This window comes from Francisella sciaenopsi (genome assembly GCF_045862875.1).
Classification (GTDB): Bacteria; Pseudomonadota; Gammaproteobacteria; order Francisellales; family Francisellaceae; genus Francisella; species Francisella sciaenopsi.
Window position 1 is genome coordinate 52,518 of sequence record NZ_BTHG01000003.1, and the last position, 20,528, is coordinate 73,045.

The following is a 20,528-nucleotide window of genomic DNA, read 5'->3' on the forward strand; positions in this document are numbered from 1 at the left end:
TCTATATTTATCTTAAACAAATATTTCTATTTTAAATTTAACCTATACTTATAAATTTTGCTAAACTCTTAATAAAAGAGTTATGAAAATTATCATATGCTACAAAAAATTTATCAAAGTATAATAATTGTTCTTGTTATTATAAATTCTTTTACTTTAATTGCTCAGATCGATTATGGTGATATTGATTATCTAAATTATATTAATATAACTTTCTCAGCTATATTTTCTATTGAGTATATTGTTAGATTAATTATTGCTCGTAGAAAACTAGTTTTTATTTTCGGCTTTTATAATATTATTGATTTTATAGCTATATTTTTACCATTAATATTATCATTATTTGGTATCAATTCTCATGAGTTAATAGTTTTGAGGTTACTAAGAGTATTCAAAATTTTCCAGAATACAGCAATTATGAATAGATTAATTAATGTATTTAAAAAAATCTATCTCGAGCTGTTAGTATCATACTGCTTAATTTTTGTAATATTGATAATATCTTGTATCTTGATGTTTTATGCTGAGCATGATGCTCAACCTCAGGTTTTTTCATCTATATCCAATACTTTGTGGTGGGGTGTTATTACTCTAACTACGGTAGGTTATGGAGATATGTTTCCTATCACACTTTTAGGTAGGTTAATAGCCGCAATAGTTTCTATGTTGGGAATTGGAGTTTTCGCTATTCCAAGTGGTTTGATTGGGGGCGCTTTTATTGATGAAATACGTCAAGAAAGAGAATTAGCTGCTAAAAATAAACAAAAAGTAGAATAATTATCTAAAAAGTCTTGAAAAAATAGCAATAACTCTCATATACATACTTGTCATAAAGTTATTTGAAAAAGTATAACAAAAGAGGGTTATATAAATGTCAGAGAAAAAATATACATTTGAAACAGAAGTTGATAAGTTGCTTCATCTTGTGATCCATTCATTATATTCAAACCGTGAAATATTTTTAAGAGAGCTAGTATCTAATAGCTCTGATGCTATCGAGAAGCTAAGATATGAAAGTATCTCAAATGCAGCTTTGAATGAAGATGATACTGATTATGCTATCAGAATTGATTTTGATAAAGATGCAAAAACAATTACTGTTAGTGATAATGGTATTGGTATGACTGAAGAAGAAGTTATTGAGAACCTAGGTACAATTGCAAAATCAGGCACTAAGAAGTTTTTAGAAAGCTTAACTGGTGATAAAAGTAAAGATAATGACTTAATTGGTCAGTTTGGCGTTGGTTTTTATTCATCATTTATCGTTGCTGATAAAGTTACAGTTAGAACTAGAAAAGCAGGTCAGGATAAGTCTCAAGCTACTAAGTGGATTTCGGATGCTCAAAATGGCTTCACAGTTGAGACTATTACAAAAGAGAAGCGTGGTACAGAGATTACTCTCCATATTAAGGAAGAGCATTTAGATTTACTTGAGTTTCATTTGCTTAAAGGTCTGGTTAATAAGTATTCAGATTGTATCAATACTCCAATTCAGATGAAAAAAGTTGAGCACGATAAAGATGGTAAAGAAACTATCAAAGATGAGTATGAGACAATAAACAATACTAAGGCTATTTGGTTAAGATCAAAAGAAGAAGTAACTGATGAAGAGTATCAAGAGTTTTATAAATATATTTCTCATGATTTTGCGAATGCTTCAATGTGGATACATAACAAAGTAGAAGGTAATCTTGAGTATAATAGCTTGTTGTATATTCCTGAGAATAAGCCTTTTGATTTCTGGAATAGAGATAAGGATTATGGACTATCACTATATGTGCGTAGAGTCTTTATTATGGAGAATAAGGAATTATTACCTCCATATTTAAGATTTGTTAAGGGTGTGATTGATTCTGCTGATTTACCACTTAATGTATCGCGTGAGATATTACAGCATAATAAAGTTATTGATAAGATCAAAAAAGCAATAACAACTAAAATTCTAAGCGAACTTAAGAAGCTAGCTAGTAAAGATACAGAAAAATATCAAAAGTTCTGGGATAGTTTTGGTCAGGTGCTGAAAGAAGGTGTTTCTGATGATTACTCAAACAAAGAAAAGATCGCTGGCTTATTAAGATTTGCGACTACTGAAAGTGGTGATGCTAAGCAAACAGTTTCTTTAGCTGACTACATCTCTCGCATGAAAGAGGGTCAAGATACTATCTACTATATTACATCAGATAGTTATAAGGCTGCTGTAAATAATCCGCAACTTGAAGCATTCAAGAAGAAAGGTATCGAAGTTATCTTGATGACAGATAGAATCGATGAATGGATGATGTCTACTTTGACTGAGTTTGATGGTAAGCATATGAAGTCTATTATCAAAGGTGATATCGATCTTGATAAATTTGAGACTCCAGAGAACAAAGAAAAATTCGAGAAAGAAGCGAAAGACTTTGAAAGTGTTTTAAAAGAAATCAAAGAAGTTTTAAAAGATAAGGTTGAAGATGTACGCTTATCTAAGCGTTTGACAGATTCTCCAAGCTGTGTGGTTGTAAATGACTATGGTATGAGCCTACATATGCAGAAGATGATGGAAGAGGCTGGTCAAGGGTTTATGCCTGGTATGGGTATGAAGCCTATCTTAGAGCTTAATGCAGAGCATAATTTAGTTCAAAAGCTTAAAAATGAAGCAGATACAGAAATATTTGCTGATTTATCTGAGCTTTTACTTCTTCAGGCAATGTTTGTTGAAGGTGCTAAGATAGAAGATCCAATGGCTTTTGTTAAGCTTGTGAATAAATATATTAGATAGTTTTTCTTTCCTTTTTATCTTCATATTTCTTACTTATAATCTATTAGTAGTGTTGTTTTACTTAATGATATGGTTTTATGTCATCTAAAATTTTTACAAATCAATTAGATAATGCTATAGAAGTTAATAAAACTGTTTACAAGCGCTATGAGCTAAGTGATGATGAGATTGCTATTATCGAGAAGTCGGTTGGGTAAAAACTACCCCATTAGTCTAACGACTGCCACCCCTTCACGAAGCGAAGGGGAATTTGGCTAGTAGCTAAAGTTTGGTTATTCCCCTTCGAGTGTCGAAGGGGTGGGCTGCAAAGCAGGTCGGGGTAATACTTTAAATTATCAAATGAATTCCGTGGTCACTTGTGCTGAGCGTCGGTCGAAGTAAGTCATGGAATGACGGCGATTTTTATTTAAGGATTGAATATGAATAATGATATGAGTAATTATTCTATTGAGAATAATACTTTGATAATAAGTTTGAGTATTAAAAATAATATTAAAAACATTAATGTCTTTTTAGATACATATATAGATCACATTAAAAAAGATAATCCAAACTTTAAAGATATAACAAAAATTTGTTTTTATGAAGGACATTTGAATGATATTTTTTTCATGTATCATGGTGAAAAGTATAAGCAATTTGAAAAAATAATTTTCAAAAATGTTTGTTTTCGTGGGCGTATCGAAATTGAAGGTGCTTTTTCTATTCTTAGTTTTAATATGTGTATTTTTGAAAATAATAGGTATTTTTATAAAGATATTTCTAATGTATTCATTAATAATTCGACTACATCTATTGGTTTATCAAAATTTGAACTTATAAATTGTAATAATATTTGGATATCTAGTGATGGTAAGTATATTTCACGAATTGGTAACAAACCTTTAGTTTATGATATTACTATTAAAGATAGTAAGTTTTTAAATATCATAGAAAACAGTAAAGAAATTAAAGAACAGCATGGTGGCTTAGATATAAATTTAAAAAATAGAGTGCAAATTGAAAATATATCTCAAGAAGTTAATTTTAAAAATGCCACTTACTTTAGTGTGATTGTAAATGGTCAAATAAAAAATTTTAACTTAAATGATAGCATCTTTGATGAAATTAATTTTCATAATGCTACTTGTCATAAATTTAAATGTTCTAATACTACCATTGATAAACTAAATTTATCTAAAAGTGAGTTTGTCGCAATGCCACAATTTGATGAAAAAACATCAATAAAACATTCTGTAGATATAGACAAAAAAACTTTTGATAACTTACTAAAAATAGAAAATACAGGCTCGCTAGAATACAGCCGACTTGCAGAATTTTTTAACCGCAATAATGCTTATATGGAAGCGCAGCAATTACATAGACATTATTTGTTGGCAAAAGCTAAGGAGTCTAAAAGCTGTGGTTTGAAAACTTGGGTTGGCTTATATGATTTGATTAATGGCTGTGGGACTAGTTTACAAATGCCATTTATTTTAATGCTTTGTTTATTATATGTAAATATCGGTGTTTTAGAGTTTCAGTTTTTAAAACTCAAGGAAGGAAGTGAAGTTTTAATTTATGCGATAAACAACATCTTACCAATGTCAGGTTTATTTACGCACTCTAAAGGTGTTTGTCTGCCTGGAGTTATTTTAGCTCTAAAATTTACATCCATATTAGCCACATTGCTATGGTTTTTAATCGCTTTACAGATTAGAAAATTATTAAAATTAAAGGATTAGTTTAGATAATTCACTCTGCTACATGTTTTCCTAGAAGCATATACAAAAGAGCTTTTTGGACAAATTTTCTATTCAAGCTTTGTTGGAAAATAACGGAACACTTATCATCGGGAAGATCTTCACTGACTTCTTTGCCTCTTTCCATCGGCATACAATGCATAAAGATGGCACTATCATTTGCGTATGACATTAGCTCTTTATTTACCTGAAATCCTACGAAAGCATCTTCTGTGGTTGGTTCAAAGCCCATGCTACACCAAACATCAGTATATACAGCATCACATCCTTTGACAGCTTCTTTAGGATCATTGAAACCTTTAACAATACTTAGATCTTGAAGTTGATCTAAAATCTTTTGATCTGGTTTATGACCCTCTGGACATGCATAGTGTACCTCTAAGCTGATAGTATTAGCTAATAATAACAAACTATATAAAATATTATTAGAATCACCTATATAAGCTATTTTTAGGGAATTTAGACTACCAAAAACTTCTTTTAAAGTTAGTAAGTCTGCTAATGTTTGGCAAGGATGATATAAGTCTGTTAGAGCATTTATAATAGGAACTTTAGAGTAAGAAACCATTTCCTCAACATCGCTATCAGCAAAAGTTCTAATCACAACAGCAGAGCAATAGTTTTGAATTACTCTAATAAAATCTTTGGGCTGTTCATTTTTTCTCGAAGCCGAGACACTTTCGATAAGATTGCCACCCATTTCAATAATAGCAGCGGAAAAACTAAAACGAGTTCTAAGAGATGGTTTGTCAAAAATTAGAGCAATTATCTTATCTTTTAAGGCATTGTTATATTTTTGAGGATTAGCTTTCATGTCTTGGGCTATTTGCATGATGTTTTCAAAATCTTCAGTTGTTATTTCTGCTCCAGAAAGTAGATGATTAAAAGATAAGTTTTTCATATTCCTCCTCCAAATACACAAGTTGTTCCTAGTTCTTCTACATTAAGTAATATTTTTTTTGTTAAAATTTTCTCTTGATTACCATTTAGTATGCTGATGGTTTTTTTTGAACAATTTAAAAAGTTTTTTATTGAGTCAAGCTTGATACTCATTCCACCAATAGCTGTTTTATTTTCAATTAGTTTTGAAATATCTTTTACTGATAGGCTTTTGATTAGGTTGCCATTATTATCAAGTACACCATTTTGATCGGTTATATAGATAAGCTTATCGACATCACAAATAATAGCCAGTTCAGATGCTACGTTATCAGCATTGACATTTACTGACTCAAATTTATCGGTAAGACAAATTGTTGCAACTATAGGAATTAGTCCTTGTGGTAGAGCTTTTAGGATAACTGTAGGGTCAACATCTTTGACTAGACCAACATAACCATACTTTTCCTTGTCAATTAGACTACAAGTAAGTAAGTTACTATCTTCACCAGAGATGCTAATACCATCTAAATTAATACTACTAAACATTTGTGAGAGTTTTTTATTAACTCTATACAAAGCCATTTGAATTATCTCCATATGCTCTTTTGGGGTAACTCTTAAACCATCTAGAAACTTCGTTTGAATATTATGCTTTTCTAGACACTTAGTTATAAATTTACCACCACCATGGACAATGATTATTTCTGCTCCAGCTTCTTTTAGGTTTTTTATATCAATACATAGATTTTTCATGACTTTTTCATCTTCAAGTACTGAGCCACCTAGTTTTATTAGGATTCTTTTATTTACTAATTCTTTCATGATAAATACTCCGCATTTATGTTTACATACTGCTGAGTCAGGTCACAGCCCCATGCTATTGCTTGTTTGTTTCCTTGAGAAAATGTGACATCAATAGTTACAGTATCTTCTTTCATGGCATTTTTAAGATTTGTTAAATCGTCTGAAACAGGTAGGCCATTAGCGAAGATTTTTTGTCCTTGCATAAATATTTGGCAACTTTCTAGAGTTTGTTCATTTATATCAACTTCACCAATTTTTGCTAAAACTCTTCCCCAGTTAGGAGATTCGCCATATACAGCTGTTTTGACTAAAGAACTAGAAATGATCTTTTTTGCTAATTCCTTAGAAAGTGCTATATCGTTTAGGCCAGAAACTTTTGCTTCGATAAGTTTGGTTGCTCCTTCGCCATCACGAGCAATGCTTTTAGCTAAAATTACAGCTATTTCATGTAATGCTTCTTTGAATATTTTTATATCATCATTAGATGAAATTTTTAGACCACTTGCGCTATTTGCCAACAAAAATACACAATCATTTGTAGACATATCACCATCTACTGAAATCATATTAAAACTGTTATCGCTTGATTCTTTAAGGATTTCTTGAGCTAAATGAATATCTATATCAGCATCTGTTAGAAAATATCCAAGCATTGTTGCCATATTTGGATTTATCATTCCAGAACCTTTGCAAATCCCAGTAATAGTGATTTCTCCTGTGGATAGCTGTATTTTTTTATAAACTGATTTAGGTAGTAGATCTGTAGTTAGTATTGAGATTGCAAACTTATCAGCAATATTTGATATGCTATTTACTAGTTTTGGTATCGCAGAGGTTATTTTATCAATAGACATTTTCTGACCAATAACACCTGTTGAAGCGATTAAGACTTGCTCGGATGAGCAGCTTAGCTCTGTTGCTAGACTATCAATTACTTGTTGATTGTGTTTATCACCTATTTCTCCTGTAGCAGCATTAGCTTGACCGCTATTTGTAATGATCGCTTTGATATTATCTGCAGGTAATAACTTCATGCAATATTTGACTGGTGCAGCTTTGTATTTGTTTTTTGTAAAAACTCCTACAGCTTTACAGTTGTATTCTGAGATTATGACTCCTAGATCTGGACGATAGAGCCTAACACCACAATTTACACCGCCTGCTAAAAATCCTTTTGGTAATTTTGTTCTAAATAAGCTCTCCATATCTATCTCCTTTTTTATAATCCTGTGGTTATAGGAAGCCCGTAATAATTGTTTAAGTTCTCAATTGCTTGAGTAACAGCACCTTTAAATAAATTGTCGATAAAAGAAAAAATTATGATTTTGTTATTTTTAATCGAAAATCCTAAATGAGTGTTGGGTGTGCCAGCTATGTTCTTAATTGATAAGAATGATGATGCTTCTGAATTCGTTGTTGCTGCAATATCAATAAATTTAAATAAAGGGTAGCCAGCATATTCTTTGTTATAAGCATCACTGACTAAATCTCTAAGTTCTTTTTTTGATAGATTATCTGCTAAATTAAGATCTGCATAAATGCTCATAGAAATACCTGAGTGAACAGGCAACATACTTGTGTTGAAGTAAAGCTCATCTTCTTTAATATCAAACTCTGATAAAGCTTTTAGAATCTCCGGAGTATGTTGATGTTTGCCAATTTTATATGGAAAAAAGTTATTGAGCATCTCTGAGAACATTAGATCTTCTCTAGGTTTTTTGCCTGCTCCAGAAACTCCTGATTTAGCATCTATAATAATATTGCTAGTTTTTATTAGATTATGCTTTAGTAGGGGGAGTAGTGATAATAATACACATGTCGCATAGCATCCAGGATTTGCTATTACAGTATCATTCTTATTAAAGTTAACATATGGAGAAAGCCCATATTTAGCACTATGCTCAAGTCCTTGAATAGAATGAGATAAGTTATACCATGATCTTAAGGATTCTTTATCTAATCTAAGAGCACCACTTAGGTCAATGACTTTAACTTTGATATTTTTAGTTTGTAACTTTTCTAAGATATTAATAGAAACCTCAGCAGGTGTTGCAAGAAGTAGGAAATCTACAGTAAAGTTTTCTGTGTTTATGCTATCTAAGGTATATGTATATGCTTTGTCTTCTTGTGGTGATATTCCTAGACTTCCAACAAGTTCGAAGTTGGGGTGTTTATTTATCAGTTTTTTAAGAAGTTGACCAGTGTAGCCATTTACACCAGCTATACATATTTTCCAAGTCATAGTTTTATCTTATAAATTTGCGTTTGATAATTAACTTAACATCAAAAAAATAAAAAGTGAATAATTATTTACTAAAAAGGAATAAAAATTTATAATAATACTAGTTTATTGTTTTTTTATTCAACTTTTGTGAGTTGGTATTCAAGTGGGAGATAATCAATGCAGACAACAATTGATACAACAAAGCAATATGATGCAAGTATTATATTACCAGCACCTATAACAATAGTTAAAGGAGATAATGCTTATGTATATGATGATTTAGGTAAACAATATATAGATATGGCAACAGGGATTTCATCAGTAAATTTTGGTCATAATAATCCCAAGATTCTTGAAGAATTATTCAAGCAAGCAAATAAAATTTCAGTTGTTCCAAGACTTTTTTATAATGAGCCATTGGCAAATCTATTTAAAAAAGCTTGTGAATTAACAAATATGGATAAAGCTATAGCTATGAATAGTGGCGCCGAAGCTATAGAAACCGCTATAAAAGTAGCTAGAAAATGGGGATATGTTAAGAAACAAATTCCAGATGGTCTAGTAGAAATAATAACTTTTGATAATAGTTTTCATGGCAGAACAATAACGGCAATAGGCACATCATCTAATCTTGCCTATAAAGATAAGTTTGGTCCTATGCCCAGTGGATTTATTTCCATACCGTTTAATGATTTAGATGCTCTTGAAAAAGCTATCACAAAAAATACAGCAGCAATAATTATTGAGCCTATCCAAGGTGAGGGCGGAGTTGTTATTCCAGATGAAGGATATTTATATAAGTGTCAAGAAATTTGCAAAAAGAATAATGTCTTGTTTATTCTAGATGAGATACAAACAGGTATGGGACGTACTGGCAAAAATTTTGCTAAAGAGCATTATGGTTTAGATCCTGATGGGATGACATTGGGGAAATCTTTGGGAGGAGGAGTTTTACCTATTTCACTATTTCTAGGCAAAGAAGATCTTATGGAAGTGTTACACCCTGGCGATCATGGTAGTACTTTTGGAGGAAATCCATTGGCTTCTGCTATAGCATATAAGGCTCTTAGTGTTTTGGATGAAGAAGCTTTAGCTGAGAGAGCTGAAGTCTTAGGAAGCTTATTTGTAGATGTGTTAAAAAAGATAAATTCAAAATATATACAAGAAATAAGAGCAAAAGGCTTATTTATTGCTTTGCAAATATATCCACAGTATTTTGAGAGTTTTTATCAAGAGCTTTTAAATCTAGGTATACTTGCTGTAAAAACTAGAAATAATACTATTCGTTTATTGCCACCACTAACTATAGACAGAGATATTCTTATGGATGCTGCAAATATAATAAAAAATCTAAAATTTTGAAAATAAGAAGTTTTCTATGTTTGTTTTTAATTTTTTAATATTTTTGATTGATGATGGAGCAACAAAAATTGTATCATCTCCAGCCACTATACCGATTATTTCAAAGCTATTTTTATTATAATCTAAAGTTCTTGCTACTAATTGTGCAGCACCTGGCGCGGTATCTATTACTACAACAGCTTCATTTGCGTCAATATTAATAACTAATGATGAAATATTATCAGTCATTATTGGAGGAGCTGGCTCATTAGGTATTTTATATACTAGAGTACTTTTTTCATTTTTGACTTTAACAGCCCCAATTTTTTTGAGCATTCTATTAACTTTTGACTGGCTAGCACTATAGCCTAAGCCCTCCAAAGTATCACAGATATCGTTCTGAGAAGAAAATTCTTTGCTAAGAATGAGCTGTCTTAAATCGTTATAAATATCAGATTTATCCATAAAATTTCCTTAAATAAACTAACCACAATCTTGTTTCAGTCTTTCGTTATTTTGACGATATTGAGATATCGCAATTATAAGCTTTTCAGAAGAATATATCTATTTTTTGCAAAAATACTAGGATTATTTATTTAGTTTAAGTTTGATGGCTACATAAGCATCACGGAAAGATAGACCCTGTTCTACTAATTTATATACTTCTTCGGTAGCATACAAATCAGAGGTCATTGCTTGCTCTAGCTTATCTATATGAACATTTAAATCTTTGATTGTTGAGTTAAATAACAAAGCAGTATCTTCGATTATAGTTATAGCTTCAAAGAAAGGTAGTTTTGTTAGTTGGTAGTCACGATTATAACCACTAGGGACACTATCAATTATGGAAGTGATTTGTTGGAGATAACCTTGGTACAGTTTTGCATTGCCTCTCATAATTTCAAATAAATCATAATTACGCTTTTGAGGCATAATTGAAGACCCTGTTGTATATGAGTTGTTTAGACTAAAATAGTCAAATTCTGCCATTGTAAATAGCATCATATCATTAGCAAATCTTGAGTAAATACTCATAGGATTTGATAGTGTTTGAAGAATTAGCTTCTCAAAATATCCTCTAGAGAATGCGCAATAAATAGGGTTGTCTTGTACTCTATTAAAACTAAGTAGTTCGGTAGTATATTCTTTATCATGTTTGAAGTTACTAATGCCAAATCCTGATGCTGATCCTAAAGGATTTTGGTTGATAACTTTGCTAGTAGCTGATATTAGTAACAGAGTGTCTGCTAGTGCATCAGCAAAAGAGCCCAACCAAGTTGCAACCGTAGTTGGCATTGCTTTTTGCATGTGTGTATAGCCAGGCATAGGTATGTTTTTGAATTTACTAGCTTTAGAGCGAAGAGTGTAAATATTGTCTTGAATAGTTTTTTCTAAGAATTGAATCTTATCTATCATGAAAAGACGTAGCATCACTAATGACTGATCATTTCTACTTCTACCGGTGTGTATCTTTTTACCAACTTCACCATAATGCGTACATAGATACTGTTCAATTGCAGTGTGACCATCTTCTTGATCTTGAGTTATTCTAAATTCATTGGTAGATAAGAGCTCCTGTATTTCCTGTAATCCTTTTTTGAGAAGATTAAGTTCATCTTTTGTGATAACTTTCATCTTATAAAGCATTTTTGCATGAGCTAAACTAGCTTGTAGATCGTATTTTAATAGTTTCTGGTCAAGTACATAGTCCTGACCTACAGTATATTTTTCAACTATAGGTAAGAGTTTATCTGTTTCAGTTTGCCAAAGTTTTTTACTCATAATATTTATTTCTTATTTTTCATTATTGAATATGCTGTACGTTGGGCTAAGCTATGAAGTTCTATAAATCCAGCAGAAGCATTATGATTAAATAAATCACCACCAGCTTCAAAAGTTGCTAACTCAGGTTTTAGCATTGAAAATGGTGATTCGACAGCTACTACTTCTATATTACCTTTATATAAAGATACAGTCACTTTTCCCGTTACTTTTTTATTTTGTTCTTCGATAAATGCAAGAATATTATTCATAACTGGGTTATACCACTCAGCGGCATAAGCAAGGTAAGCCCATTTGCTATCCATAAATGTTTTTAGCTCATTTTCTTGACGAGTAGAGACAAGTTGTTCTAGCTTTTTGTGGGCTGCTATTATAATGCTAGCACTTGGGTTTTCATAAATACCTCTAACTTTTAGACCAATCAATCTATCCTCAATAAGATTAAATACCCCAACACCATGCTCGCCACCAATTTTGTTACACTGCATAATTAGCTCGGCTAAAGGCATAGCTTTTCCATCTAGTTTAGTTGGTATACCTTCGACAAACTCTAGGGTAATATTTTGTGGTTTATCAAGGGCATTTTCGGGAGTCTTACACCATTGTAAAATTGCCTCTTTAGGAGCTATAAGGTTAGAGTGTTCTATTTCACCACCTTCTGCGGTATTGCCCCACATATTTTCATCATAAGAGTAAGGTTTATCTTTTTGTTGCTTAACAGGGATACCATGTTTTTCGGCGTATTCTAATTCTTGTTCTCTTCCCATTCCCCATTCTCTAACAGGAGCGATTGTTTTTATATTTTCATCAAGAGTTGTAAGATAGCTTTCAAAACGAACTTGATCATTACCTTTACCCGTACAGCCATGGGCAATAACTTGACAATCATATTTCTTAGCTACTTCAACAGCTATCTCTGAAATAATAACTCTGCCAAGAGGTGTTGAAAGAGCATAACCACCTTGATAATCAGCATTTGCTTTAATAGCTTTGCTTATAACCTCATCTGCAAAACGATTTTTGGCATCATACACCACAGCATCTATAGCACCTAAAGTGATAGCTTTTTGTTTTATTTGTTCTAGATTATCAGCAACTTGACCAATATCCATAGTTAAAGCAACAACTTCAACATTATATTCTTCTTGAATCCACTTGAGCATTACTGATGTGTCAAGACCACCTGAGTATAATAGAAGACAACGTGTAAAATCACCTTTTTTTGCTTCATGACTTGCGACTTTTTGATATGAGGTAGACATTTTAATTACCAATTATTTTGAATATTTATTCATTTTATCAAATTAATATTCGACATCAAGGATTTTATCGCGGCTATGGCGAATAAATATTTATATGATTATGGCTTTATTTATACCCTATATACACAGCTATAATTATCATAATAGTACTTAAAGTCATCAGATATAGATAGAATTTAAAGATGAATTTTAGCCATAACCCATAAGGTATCCTAGCAACACCAAGCACAGCCATAAGTGTAGCTGATGTAGGCATTAAGCAATGTGTCCAGCCATCACCAAGTTGGAATGCTAAGACAGCAATTTGCCTACTTAGGCCCGTTAGGTCTGCTAATGGCGACATAATTGGCATGGTAAGAGCTGCTTGACCTGAGCCTGAGGTGACAAAGAAGTTAAATACTGATTGGAAGAAAAACATCCCTATAGCAGATACATACTCATTGGTACCTGAGATAGCTTCTGAAGCATAGTGTAGTATAGTGTTTAACATTGTGTAATCTTGGGGATTAGAGCCTCCCATAAGATATATCAGACCATAAGCAAAACCAATGATTAAACAAACAGGTAAAAGATCTTTGGCACCATTTTTGAAAGCATCAATAGCAATACTTAAATTCATACCATTTACTTTACCAACTATAGCAAACAGCCCAGTTAATAGCCCTAGGATTGTGAAAAGTGTTGCAATTTCTGGGATATAATAGCCTAGTTCTACTACGCCATACACTAGCCATATTATCGTAGCGATTAAACTCAAGAGTATTAACCATGAGTAGATACACATTTTTTGTGTCTGTTCTAAACTATGTTCATCAGAGTTTCTATAGAAATTATCATAAATATACATGGGTGAGGATTGAGGTTTCTTTTGTATTTTTAGTGCATAGATGATTGCAAAAATACTTATAGATAAAGTAAATATAAACCACATAATAATCCTAAAAAGACTACCTGATAATATTGGAATCTCTGCAATTCCTTGAGCAATACTAACTGAGAAAGGATTCATCCAAGAAGTTGCAAATCCTACTTGAGTTGCTAAGTAGATAACCACAGTACAAGTCAGAGCATCAAAGCCAATAAGTACAAAAATTGGCACAAGCAACATTATAAAAGGAATCGTTTCCTCTCCCATACCAAATACAGCCCCACCTAAAGAAAAAATAAAACATAAAACGGGTAGTAGGATAATTTTGTTATTTTGGAATTTATTCACTACTCTAAGAATTGATTGGTCAATAACTTTTGTTTTAAGAAGAACCCCGAAAGAGCCTCCTATAATCAATAAGAAAGCTATAATTGCAACAGCACCACCATCTTTTGATCCTGAAGTTATACCATCGTATATAAAATTGGTAAAACCTCGACTTTGACTATTTTCAGTTGCAAAAACTTTGACGGGTGATGTTTCTGGATTGCCTTGAAAATCTAATTTATATTGAAAGCTATCAGCAACTAATACATTTCTAGAATATGTTTGGCCATCTGAAGAGTATTGGATTTTTTTTACATCAAATTTACCAACAGGTATGAAATAGCTTGTGATAGCTACGAGGATCGCGATACAGAATAGTATCACTAAAGTATCAGGCATTTGTATTTTTTTTTGACTTCTCATCTATGGAATAATTTTATTATGAGTGTTTATTTAGATTATCAGTATTTGATAAAAAGTAGGTATAAAAATTAACAAAGATTGTCATATTTTCAAATAGCAACATGCCTTTAAAAATGTTATTATTGTGTTCCATGATTTTTTATATTTTCATGTGTTCAAATGAATCCTAATACTAAAATTATTTTTGTGACTGGCGGTGTTGTATCATCGTTGGGTAAAGGCGTAACCGCAGCTTCTTTAGCAACTCTTTTAGAAAGTCGTGGCTTAAATGTAACTATGATGAAGCTCGATCCGTATATAAATGTTGATCCAGGAACTATGAGTCCGCTACAACATGGTGAAGTTTTTGTAACCGAAGATGGAGCAGAAACTGATCTTGACTTGGGTCACTATGAGCGTTTTATTCGTAATAAAATGACTCAAGCAAGCAACTTTACAACTGGTAAAGTTTATCAAAGTGTTCTAAGAAGAGAACGTAGGGGTGACTATCTTGGAGCTACTATACAGGTAATACCTCATATTACAGATGAAATAAAAAGACGAGTATGTGAAGGGATTGCTGAAGATGTTGATGTGGCAATTGTTGAGATTGGTGGAACTGTTGGAGATATAGAGTCTCAACCATTTTTGGAGGCAATAAGACAACTAAGAATAGAACTTGGTAAAAATAGAACATTATTTGTACATTTAACTTTGCTACCGTATATAAGAGTGGCTGGAGAACTAAAGACAAAACCAACACAACACTCTGTTAAAGAGCTAAGAGGTATTGGAATTCAAGCTGATATGTTAGTTTGTCGTTGTGAGAAAAGATTTGATGATAGTGAGAAACGTAAAATAGCTCTTTTCACAAATGTAGATCAAGATTGTATATTTACAGCTGAAGATGTTGGTACAATTTATGAGGTGCCACTTAGATATAATCAACAGGGTTTTGATGCAAAGCTTGTCGAACTTTTGAACCTAAATACAAAAGAAGCTGATCTATCAGAATGGCAAAATGTTGTAAACACTATCAGAAATACTAAAGGTCAAGTAACAGTTGCAATGGTTGGTAAATATGTTTCTTTAACAGAAGCATATAAGTCTTTAAATGAAGCCCTTTATAATGCAGGGTATAAGAAGGGTGTTAAAGTCAAAATAAAATTTGTTGACTCTGAAGAGGTTAATGATACTAATGTAGGGTCATTCTTTGAGGATACTGATGCTATTTTGGTTCCAGGTGGTTTTGGTAGTAGAGGTGTTGAGGGTAAAATAGCATCAATCAAATATGCTAGAGAAAATCAGATTCCTTTCTTGGGTATCTGTTTAGGGATGCAGCTGGCAGTTGTAGAATATGCTAGAAATGTGTTAGGCATACAAGATGCACACTCGAGTGAATTAAACCCATCAACTACTAATCCAGTTATAGGTCTAATAACAGAATGGCAAGCAGAGGATGGTACTATACACCAAAGAGCACATGATTCAGATTTAGGTGGTACGATGCGTCTAGGTGGATATAAATGCGTATTAAAAGCAGGCTCTCGTGCTAGAGAAATTTATCAAGCAGATGAAGTGATTGAAAGACATCGTCATAGATATGAAGTTAATAATAACTATGTTGAGCGTTTAGAAGATGCTGGTTTGATTTTCTCAGGAAGATCTGAAGATAATAAACTAATGGAGCTCATAGAAATCCCAGAACATAAATGGTTTATAGCTTGTCAAGCTCACCCAGAATTTACATCTACTCCTAGATATGGGCATAAATTATTTGAATCATATATTCAAGCTGCAGTTGAAAAATCTAATAAATAATCCCTAGTTTTGAAATTTTGTTAATAAAAGTGATATAATCTGAATTAACTAAGAATTGGAGAATTAATTAAAATGAGTAAACAAAGAACTTTGTCTATTATCAAACCTGATGCGGTAGAAAAAAATATAATTGGTGAAATCTATAGACGTTTTGAAAAATCTGGACTAAAAATTGTTGCTGCTAAAATGAAACATTTGTCAAAAGCAGAAGCAGAGGGGTTTTATGCGGTACATAAGGATAGACCATTTTTTAGTGCTCTTGTAGAGTTTATGATTTCAGGTCCTGTGATGATACAAGTTTTAGAAGGTGAGAACGCTATAGCTAAGAATCGTGAGTTAATGGGTGCTACAAACCCTAAAGAAGCAGAAGCTGGAACTATTAGAGCTGATTTTGCTGATAGTATTGATGCTAATGCTGTTCATGGTTCAGATGCTCCAGAGACAGCAGCACAAGAAATTAAATATTTCTTTAGTGATATAGAGATTGTTGGCTAAGCCGGTCTATATCTAATAATATCTAGGAGGAGATTGATAATGAGTTGGTTAACTAGAGTAATTGGTAGAAGTCTTGGTTTAGAAGCACAGAAAAAAGATATGCCTACAGGAGTTTGGAGTCAATGCCCAAGCTGTGGAGTAACATTATATTCTGAAGAGTTACATAACAATAAGTCAGTATGTCCAAGTTGTAACTATCATTATAGAATATCTGCTAGACATAGATTAAATCTATTCTTTGATAGAGAAAGTACAAATGAGCATTTTGCAAATATTTCTCCTGTCGATATGTTGAAGTTTAAGGACACTAAAGCATATAAAGATAGACTTTCACAAGCGCAGAAAAAAACTGATGAGCAAGATGCATTAGTTGTAATGGAAGGAACTGTTAAAGGCTTTCCTGTAGTCGCTGCAGCTTTTAACTTTATGTTCCTGGGTGGATCTATGGGCTCAGTTGTTGGTGAAAAGTTTGTAAGAGGAGTTAAGCTTGCTATTGAGAAGAAAGTTCCTTTTGTATGCTTTACTGCAAGTGGTGGAGCTAGAATGCAAGAATCATTATTCTCATTAATGCAAATGGCGAAAACTAGTGCTGCTTTACAAAAATTGGCAGAAGCTAAGCTACCGTACTTAGTTGTACTGACAGATCCTACTACAGGTGGTGTATCTGCATCTCTAGCTATGCTTGGTGATGTACATCTTGCTGAGCCAAAAGCTTTGATAGGTTTTGCTGGACCTAGAGTAATTGAGCAGACAGTTAGAGAGAAGCTACCTGAAGGGTTCCAAAGAAGTGAATTTCTAGTAGAAAAGGGTATGGTTGATATGATCGTTGATCGTAGAAACTTAAGAGAAGAAGTTGCAAAGCTGATAGACAAGCTTATGCCTAATTTGACTAAAATTAACCATAATCATTCTCTAGAATACAAATCTGAGCAACAAGCGTAGTTCGTAACAAAGATGAGCATCGAAGTTAAAATAGCTAAAATAATGGCTAAATTAGATGCTCGCAATTGTGATCTTTTAGATTTACTACTTATCCTTGACAGATTTAACTTTATCAAGAAGTTTAAAGTAATAGCAATTGCTGGGACAAATGGTAAAGGTACTACAGTAGCTATGTTAGAAGAGCTATTAGTGTCTAATAACAAACAAGTATTAAGTCATACATCTCCTCATGTTTTCAAATTTAATGAAAGAATTTCTTTAAATAAGCAATCAATAGCAGATAATATCCTTTTGGAGCTATTAGAAAGATTAGAGGAGATAACCCCAGAGTATCGACTATCTTATTATCAAATAGCTTTCTTATGTGCTTGTATGTATTCTCAAAGAGTTGCTATTGATTATCTGATTTTAGAAGTTGGTATAGGTGGGCGTTTAGATGCCGCAAATATAATAGATGCTGATATTACGGCAATTACTAATATTGATTTTGATCATTGCGAGATTCTTGGTGATACTCTAGATAAAATAGGGCGTGAAAAAGCTGGTGTAGCTAGGCAAGAAGTTCCTTTATTTTTGGGTACAAAGATGCCTGATAGTGTTTATGAGTATGCACAAGCATGTGGAGCAATCATTTATGAACAAACTCATGAGTATAGTTCTAGAGACTGCTTTGTGCATAGTTATAATATCGCTGTAAGTGTAGCTAATTATCTTTTTGATAGGCTATTGATATCCTATATTCCAAATTTAGAAGGTATAAGGGCTAAGGCAAGATTTGCGACTTTGAAAAGTGACTATATAAATAATAGCTATATTGTTGTAGATGTTGCACATAATCCAGCTTCTGTGAGACATTTGTTTGAGCTTTTAGATACAAAATTTGGCGATAAAAGTATTAGGTATGAAGCAGTGTTTGGAGTTTTGGCAAGTAAGGATCTGCACGAAATATTAAATATTGCAAAACCTCATATATATAAATGGAATATTGTTGACCTTTGTTATCTAGATAATCGAGCAGCAAGTTTGGATAAAATAAAGCAAGAGTTTAAGTCGCAGCAGATTGTGAGAGTCGATTTTAATAAAGACTTAAGTGGTATATATTTGTCAAAAAAAGACACAGTAACAGTTGTTTTTGGATCATTTGTATTAGCTGGAGAATTTATAAAGCAGTATGAAAAGCATAATAGTGAAAAATGAAAAGCAGATGTTTGAGTTTGCTCAAGAGTATGCTAAAAAACTCCAAGCAGGTCAGATTATATATTTACACGGAGACTTAGGTGCTGGTAAAACTACTTTTGTAAAAGGGGTGCTTAAGTCTTTGGGGTATAAAGGTAATGTCAAAAGCCCAACCTATACTTTGGTTGAGAGTTATGAGTTCGATAATTTTAATATTTATCATTTTGACTTGTATAGATTAGCTGATCCAGAAGAGTTAGAGTGGATAGGTATTCGAGATTATTTAAATGATAGTTCTATTTGTTTTGTTGAATGGCCAGAAAAAGGTAGAGGATTTTTGCCAAAAAATAGCATTGACATATATATAAAATACTTACCGGAAGGTAGGCAAATAGATTTTTGTTAAAAATCTCTACAAATATGGTGTGAAAGTATATTATACTGTTAAAAATATTTGTATTTATATTACTCGTCTGTAGGAGAGAGGGATGAAAGTTAGATTTGCAATCGCCTTTTTATCAGTTATGTTCTTTGGTTCATCATACGCAACTATGCAAGAGTGCTATAAAGATGGTGTTGATCAGGAGTATGAAAAAGTTTTAGAGTCTTGTAAGCCATATCTTAAAACCGATGCTAGAGCTACAGGACTATTGGCTGAAGCGAATGTTCAACTTGATATGAGTGACAAAGAAGCTCTAGATTATGCATTGTGGGCCTCTGATTTTTATGAAAAGAATGGTGCTCCAACTGATCCTGAAGGTATTAGATCTTATTCATATCTAGTATATTTAATTGGTGAGTTATATTTCTTCGGTTCAGAAGGTGTTAAAGTAGATCAGCCAAAAGGTATTGAGTATATAACTAAATCAGCGGATCTAGGTTATGATGTTGCACAGAATCAGCTAGGCAATCTATATGTAAGAAATGATAAAGTGCCTGGTATGAATGTAGCTAAGGCTTATAAGTGGTATAAGCTTGCTATAGCTAATGGCAGCTTAGAAGCTAGAGGGGCTTATTTGATTAATAATCAGCAAAAATTTATTCAAGAATATCCTTACTGTATGTCTCTTGGTAGGGCTTTTATCGCTGATGCGTATTTGAATGGGAAGGGAGGTCTTCCACAGAATCCTGAGTATGCTATCAAATGGTATCAGAAGGCATATGACTTAGATCATTCAGCTGAGGTAGAAGCTGGTTTGGCTGAAGGATATTATAATGAGCATAAGAATATTAATCACGGTAAACATGCATTTAAGCATGCAGGAATGGCTCAAGCACTTATTGCAAAAGATGATAAGCAACGCGCATATAAATATGCGCGTGAAGCTATAACGCAACCATATGCACCAGCATTTGTTATTATGGCGGAATTGACTGATAACAAGGTTGCTAAGTATGCTTATTTATCAGAAGCTATCAAGTTGTATGATAATCCATTGTTTGATTTCTGGCGTCAGTTTAATCCTTACTGTATGCCAAATCTTTCTGATAAGCGAGGACTAAAGAAAGCTGAACAAGAGTTAGCTAAAATAAAGCTTACACCAGAAGAAAAAGAGCTGGCGGTTAAAGAACAAGAGAGTCTAGAAGTATGGAATCCTAATGTTAAACAAGAGCAGCCAACGCAAGAATCTTCTCAGACACAGCAGCAAGTTAGTGAAAAAACAGAAGTAGAATCAAGCCAATCTTAATGAATATGCTTGTG

18 protein-coding genes are annotated in these 20,528 nt (G+C 32.6%); 10 read left to right on the forward strand and 8 right to left on the reverse strand.

The window, feature by feature from the left end; genetic code table 11:
- Nucleotides 1-96: 96 nt before the first annotated feature.
- The 3 genes from ACKTR7_RS04420 (at nucleotide 97) to ACKTR7_RS04430 (ending at nucleotide 4,482) form a co-directional block, all read left to right on the forward strand.
- Complete coding sequence (locus tag ACKTR7_RS04420) at nucleotides 97-777, forward strand: ion transporter (protein ID WP_407877191.1); 681 nt, start codon at nucleotides 97-99, stop codon at nucleotides 775-777.
- A gap of 94 nt (nucleotides 778-871) precedes the next feature.
- The gene (htpG, locus tag ACKTR7_RS04425) at nucleotides 872-2,758 is read left to right on the forward strand and encodes a molecular chaperone HtpG (protein ID WP_407877192.1); all 1,887 of its coding nucleotides are present in this window, start codon (nucleotides 872-874) and stop codon (nucleotides 2,756-2,758) included.
- Nucleotides 2,759-3,177: 419 nt separating this feature from the next.
- Complete coding sequence (locus tag ACKTR7_RS04430; protein WP_407877193.1) at nucleotides 3,178-4,482, forward strand: hypothetical protein; 1,305 nt, start codon at nucleotides 3,178-3,180, stop codon at nucleotides 4,480-4,482.
- A 10-nt stretch (nucleotides 4,483-4,492) separates the two neighbouring features.
- On the opposite strand, the gene argF is transcribed toward ACKTR7_RS04430, so the two are convergent.
- Genes argF through argC form a run of 4 tightly spaced genes read right to left on the reverse strand, consistent with a single transcriptional unit; the run spans nucleotide 4,493 to nucleotide 8,428 of the window.
- Nucleotides 4,493-5,401 (reverse strand): ornithine carbamoyltransferase, encoded by a 909-nt coding sequence (gene argF, locus ACKTR7_RS04435; RefSeq protein WP_407877194.1) that lies wholly within the window; start codon nucleotides 5,399-5,401, stop codon nucleotides 4,493-4,495.
- Entirely contained in the window at nucleotides 5,398-6,204 is an 807-nt protein-coding gene (gene argB, locus ACKTR7_RS04440) for an acetylglutamate kinase (RefSeq protein ID WP_407877195.1), read from the reverse strand. Before argB ends, argF begins: the two co-directional genes overlap by 4 nt.
- Complete coding sequence (gene argJ / locus ACKTR7_RS04445) at nucleotides 6,201-7,391, reverse strand: bifunctional glutamate N-acetyltransferase/amino-acid acetyltransferase ArgJ (RefSeq protein ID WP_407877196.1); 1,191 nt, start codon at nucleotides 7,389-7,391, stop codon at nucleotides 6,201-6,203. Before argJ ends, argB begins: the two co-directional genes overlap by 4 nt.
- A 14-nt stretch (nucleotides 7,392-7,405) precedes the next feature.
- Entirely contained in the window at nucleotides 7,406-8,428 is a 1,023-nt protein-coding gene (argC, locus tag ACKTR7_RS04450) for an N-acetyl-gamma-glutamyl-phosphate reductase (protein ID WP_407877197.1), read from the reverse strand.
- A 159-nt stretch (nucleotides 8,429-8,587) separates the two neighbouring features.
- Between argC and rocD the strand changes: the two genes are divergently transcribed.
- On the forward strand, nucleotides 8,588-9,772 hold the full coding sequence (gene rocD, locus ACKTR7_RS04455; protein WP_407877198.1) for an ornithine--oxo-acid transaminase: 1,185 nt from the start codon (nucleotides 8,588-8,590) through the stop codon (nucleotides 9,770-9,772).
- Here rocD and ACKTR7_RS04460 read toward each other — a convergent pair.
- From ACKTR7_RS04460 to yfcC, 4 genes are all read right to left on the reverse strand, one after another.
- Nucleotides 9,761-10,216: an arginine repressor gene (locus ACKTR7_RS04460; RefSeq protein WP_222830112.1), complete on the reverse strand. Its 456-nt coding sequence runs from the start codon at nucleotides 10,214-10,216 to the stop codon at nucleotides 9,761-9,763. The genes rocD and ACKTR7_RS04460 overlap by 12 nt on opposite strands.
- A gap of 123 nt (nucleotides 10,217-10,339) precedes the next feature.
- Complete coding sequence (gene argH, locus ACKTR7_RS04465) at nucleotides 10,340-11,533, reverse strand: argininosuccinate lyase (protein WP_407877199.1); 1,194 nt, start codon at nucleotides 11,531-11,533, stop codon at nucleotides 10,340-10,342.
- A gap of 5 nt (nucleotides 11,534-11,538) precedes the next feature.
- Nucleotides 11,539-12,795, reverse strand: coding sequence for an argininosuccinate synthase (locus ACKTR7_RS04470; RefSeq protein ID WP_407877200.1), 1,257 nt, complete (start codon nucleotides 12,793-12,795; stop codon nucleotides 11,539-11,541).
- Nucleotides 12,796-12,901: 106 nt separating this feature from the next.
- Complete coding sequence (gene yfcC, locus ACKTR7_RS04475) at nucleotides 12,902-14,413, reverse strand: putative basic amino acid antiporter YfcC (RefSeq protein WP_407877201.1); 1,512 nt, start codon at nucleotides 14,411-14,413, stop codon at nucleotides 12,902-12,904.
- Between the two features lie 159 nt (nucleotides 14,414-14,572).
- Here yfcC and ACKTR7_RS04480 point away from each other — a divergent pair, with 159 nt between their 5' ends.
- The 6 genes from ACKTR7_RS04480 to ACKTR7_RS04505 all read left to right on the forward strand — a co-directional run bounded on the left by ACKTR7_RS04480 (nucleotide 14,573) and on the right by ACKTR7_RS04505 (nucleotide 20,514).
- On the forward strand, nucleotides 14,573-16,213 hold the full coding sequence (locus ACKTR7_RS04480) for a CTP synthase (RefSeq protein WP_407877202.1): 1,641 nt from the start codon (nucleotides 14,573-14,575) through the stop codon (nucleotides 16,211-16,213).
- A gap of 72 nt (nucleotides 16,214-16,285) precedes the next feature.
- Complete coding sequence (ndk, locus tag ACKTR7_RS04485; RefSeq protein ID WP_044525541.1) at nucleotides 16,286-16,708, forward strand: nucleoside-diphosphate kinase; 423 nt, start codon at nucleotides 16,286-16,288, stop codon at nucleotides 16,706-16,708.
- Between the two features lie 39 nt (nucleotides 16,709-16,747).
- Nucleotides 16,748-17,650: an acetyl-CoA carboxylase, carboxyltransferase subunit beta gene (gene accD, locus ACKTR7_RS04490; RefSeq protein ID WP_407877203.1), complete on the forward strand. Its 903-nt coding sequence runs from the start codon at nucleotides 16,748-16,750 to the stop codon at nucleotides 17,648-17,650.
- A 12-nt stretch (nucleotides 17,651-17,662) separates the two neighbouring features.
- Nucleotides 17,663-18,847, forward strand: a complete 1,185-nt coding sequence (locus ACKTR7_RS04495) for a bifunctional folylpolyglutamate synthase/dihydrofolate synthase (protein ID WP_407877204.1) — start codon at nucleotides 17,663-17,665, stop codon at nucleotides 18,845-18,847.
- Nucleotides 18,822-19,232 (forward strand): tRNA (adenosine(37)-N6)-threonylcarbamoyltransferase complex ATPase subunit type 1 TsaE, encoded by a 411-nt coding sequence (tsaE, locus tag ACKTR7_RS04500; RefSeq protein WP_407877205.1) that lies wholly within the window; start codon nucleotides 18,822-18,824, stop codon nucleotides 19,230-19,232. The genes ACKTR7_RS04495 and tsaE overlap by 26 nt, the downstream gene beginning before the upstream one ends.
- Before the next feature lie 82 nt (nucleotides 19,233-19,314).
- Nucleotides 19,315-20,514, forward strand: coding sequence for a tetratricopeptide repeat protein (locus tag ACKTR7_RS04505; protein ID WP_407877206.1), 1,200 nt, complete (start codon nucleotides 19,315-19,317; stop codon nucleotides 20,512-20,514).
- The last annotated feature ends 14 nt before the right edge of the window (nucleotides 20,515-20,528 follow it).

What these genes read in the sequence shown, in the direction of transcription:
- ACKTR7_RS04420 (WP_407877191.1), top strand. Translation starts at nt 97, where the DNA reads ATGCTACAAAAAATTTATCAAAGTATAATAATTGTTCTTGTTATTATA.
- htpG (WP_407877192.1), top strand. Translation starts at nt 872, where the DNA reads ATGTCAGAGAAAAAATATACATTTGAAACAGAAGTTGATAAGTTGCTT.
- ACKTR7_RS04430 (WP_407877193.1), top strand. Translation starts at nt 3,178, where the DNA reads ATGAATAATGATATGAGTAATTATTCTATTGAGAATAATACTTTGATA.
- argF (WP_407877194.1), bottom strand. Translation starts at nt 5,401, where the DNA reads ATGAAAAACTTATCTTTTAATCATCTACTTTCTGGAGCAGAAATAACA.
- argB (WP_407877195.1), bottom strand. Translation starts at nt 6,204, where the DNA reads ATGAAAGAATTAGTAAATAAAAGAATCCTAATAAAACTAGGTGGCTCA.
- argJ (WP_407877196.1), bottom strand. Translation starts at nt 7,391, where the DNA reads ATGGAGAGCTTATTTAGAACAAAATTACCAAAAGGATTTTTAGCAGGC.
- argC (WP_407877197.1), bottom strand. Translation starts at nt 8,428, where the DNA reads ATGACTTGGAAAATATGTATAGCTGGTGTAAATGGCTACACTGGTCAA.
- rocD (WP_407877198.1), top strand. Translation starts at nt 8,588, where the DNA reads ATGCAGACAACAATTGATACAACAAAGCAATATGATGCAAGTATTATA.
- ACKTR7_RS04460 (WP_222830112.1), bottom strand. Translation starts at nt 10,216, where the DNA reads ATGGATAAATCTGATATTTATAACGATTTAAGACAGCTCATTCTTAGC.
- argH (WP_407877199.1), bottom strand. Translation starts at nt 11,533, where the DNA reads ATGAGTAAAAAACTTTGGCAAACTGAAACAGATAAACTCTTACCTATA.
- ACKTR7_RS04470 (WP_407877200.1), bottom strand. Translation starts at nt 12,795, where the DNA reads ATGTCTACCTCATATCAAAAAGTCGCAAGTCATGAAGCAAAAAAAGGT.
- yfcC (WP_407877201.1), bottom strand. Translation starts at nt 14,413, where the DNA reads ATGAGAAGTCAAAAAAAAATACAAATGCCTGATACTTTAGTGATACTA.
- ACKTR7_RS04480 (WP_407877202.1), top strand. Translation starts at nt 14,573, where the DNA reads ATGAATCCTAATACTAAAATTATTTTTGTGACTGGCGGTGTTGTATCA.
- ndk (WP_044525541.1), top strand. Translation starts at nt 16,286, where the DNA reads ATGAGTAAACAAAGAACTTTGTCTATTATCAAACCTGATGCGGTAGAA.
- accD (WP_407877203.1), top strand. Translation starts at nt 16,748, where the DNA reads ATGAGTTGGTTAACTAGAGTAATTGGTAGAAGTCTTGGTTTAGAAGCA.
- ACKTR7_RS04495 (WP_407877204.1), top strand. Translation starts at nt 17,663, where the DNA reads ATGAGCATCGAAGTTAAAATAGCTAAAATAATGGCTAAATTAGATGCT.
- tsaE (WP_407877205.1), top strand. Translation starts at nt 18,822, where the DNA reads ATGAAAAGCATAATAGTGAAAAATGAAAAGCAGATGTTTGAGTTTGCT.
- ACKTR7_RS04505 (WP_407877206.1), top strand. Translation starts at nt 19,315, where the DNA reads ATGAAAGTTAGATTTGCAATCGCCTTTTTATCAGTTATGTTCTTTGGT.